This is a genomic window from Ignavibacteria bacterium, from assembly GCA_025612375.1.
Taxonomy (GTDB): Bacteria; Bacteroidota; Ignavibacteria; order Ignavibacteriales; family SURF-24; genus JAAXKN01.
Genome location: JAAXKN010000111.1, coordinates 1 through 1779, shown reverse-complemented (window position 1 = coordinate 1779; position 1779 = coordinate 1). Strand labels below are relative to the sequence as shown.

Here is a 1779-nt window from a genome sequence, read left to right as displayed (position 1 = left end):
AACAGGAGGTCGCAAAAAAAAAGTAGGGAGGGAAAAACCCCCCCCCCCCTCCCTTTTTTTTTCCCTTTTTTTTTTCCAACTTAAACACCCATAAAACGCCCGTAAAACCTAAGGGACCTAAGAGAGGGTATAGGTGGCCCGGGTCCGGTGCCACCCACGCCCAACTCTGCGGCCCAATAGGCACAGCCCACGATAAAACGCCCAATAGGGACCCACCAACTTCCAACCACCTACCCATTAAAACCAACTTCAACATTGGAAGTTCCGTTAAAACGCCCGGTAAGAGGCAAACAAAAAGGCGCCATACGCGCCTATCTGTTCATTACTTAACTTTAAGCCCCGATGCTTCGGCTAACCACACGACTACATCTGCATATTCACACCCAGCGACCCCTAACTTACCCAATTCAAGTGCTGTATCAAAAGCCCTACACACTTCACCGGCATAAAATCCCAAATCTTCAATACTCATATCGAGCTTACCTACTATCGCACTGTATTCTTCCGTATGTATGTACTCATTAATCATGTCCGCCGTATCAAGACAAATCGCATATACCGTCTTCACGTCATACTTATCGAGCACTATCAATTCCTTCCTAGTCTCGCACCCTATAACATAATCCGCATAATTGCACCTTATTTTCTTCTTCCTATCGGGAAACTCAATATAGCGCCATCCATTGTATTCCGTACCTTTGAACCACCTCTGAATTTCGTTGATCATGCCCGCCCCGTAGAACCCATTAACGAGCACCGCCTGATGTAACGCATCTAAACACTCACTCTTACTATCCCTTGCTGTTTGTTCCATGATAAACCTCCCGTAAAATTTATTATAGGTTTCCCCTATAATTATATTATATACTATTCTCATTGGGATAAGCAATCCCGGAAGTTATAAGTTTTTAGAAAGTGCCACCAACCTTCGTGGCCCAGCAAGCACCGCGGCCCAACTCCGCCGCCCAACTGGGAATCCCACCCTTACAAATAGGAATGCCCACTAAAACCCCAATAAAAAGGACTCTTACGAGTCCCTTCTATTTATTCCTAATGTTTTCCCACTTCGGAACGCGCACTCATGTCGTACTTCTCCAATGCGTCAAAATATTTGTCCCTAGCTATTTTGGCCCTACTTAAGTCCTCACGTAAAAGTTTCAATGTATCATCCAATGAACGAAGCTCCTCATAGTAATCCGCTACAGTACCATCTACTGTTTCCTCGTTATACTCCTTATCCTTTAACAACCCCTTAACTTCGTTCTGGCGCCTTGCTAATTCATCCCAATAGGCTTGCCTACCAATTGCGTATGTCTGCGAAGGCTCAACTATAACACCCTCATCTTCTGTCAACACATCGACCAACTCATTAAGCTCTTTCAGTTCGTCCCAATGTTCTTTCATCAGGTCTTCCTCACTCTGTCCATCAACAAGTACTTCCAAATCCACCACAATCCTGTCCAATAACTTCTGTCTTTGTTCCAAATTCAGTTCCATACTTTACCTCCCAATATAATTTTATTATAGGTATCCCTATAATTATATTATATAATACCTTTCATGGAAAAAGCAACCCCGGAACTGAAGGTTTTTAGAAAGTGACACCACCCATTAACCCCTAAAGCCCGTTAAAACTCTAACTGGTAGATAGAGATGGGCGACGGCAGCCCGCCCCCGGGTCACTGATGGTGTGGATTGCACAGATTCGATTATTGTGAACCTGTAAAATATTAATGAAAATGCTGGCATTCTTTTTATGCATTATCTGTGTAATCGATT

Annotated in this window: 2 protein-coding genes; both read right to left on the bottom strand. The window is 43.7% G+C overall.

What is annotated here, in order from left to right; genetic code table 11:
* Positions 1 to 322: 322 nt before the first annotated feature.
* Positions 323 to 814: a hypothetical protein gene (locus HF312_21530; protein MCU7522793.1), complete on the bottom strand. Its 492-nt coding sequence runs from the start codon at positions 812 to 814 to the stop codon at positions 323 to 325.
* A gap of 236 nt (positions 815 to 1050) precedes the next feature.
* Entirely contained in the window at positions 1051 to 1497 is a 447-nt protein-coding gene (locus HF312_21525; protein ID MCU7522792.1) for a hypothetical protein, read from the bottom strand.
* Positions 1498 to 1779: the final 282 nt, after the last annotated feature.

Coding starts and splice junctions, on each gene's coding strand:
- HF312_21530 (MCU7522793.1), bottom strand. CDS start 814: ATGGAACAAACAGCAAGGGATAGTAAGAGTGAGTGTTTAGATGCGTTA.
- HF312_21525 (MCU7522792.1), bottom strand. CDS start 1,497: ATGGAACTGAATTTGGAACAAAGACAGAAGTTATTGGACAGGATTGTG.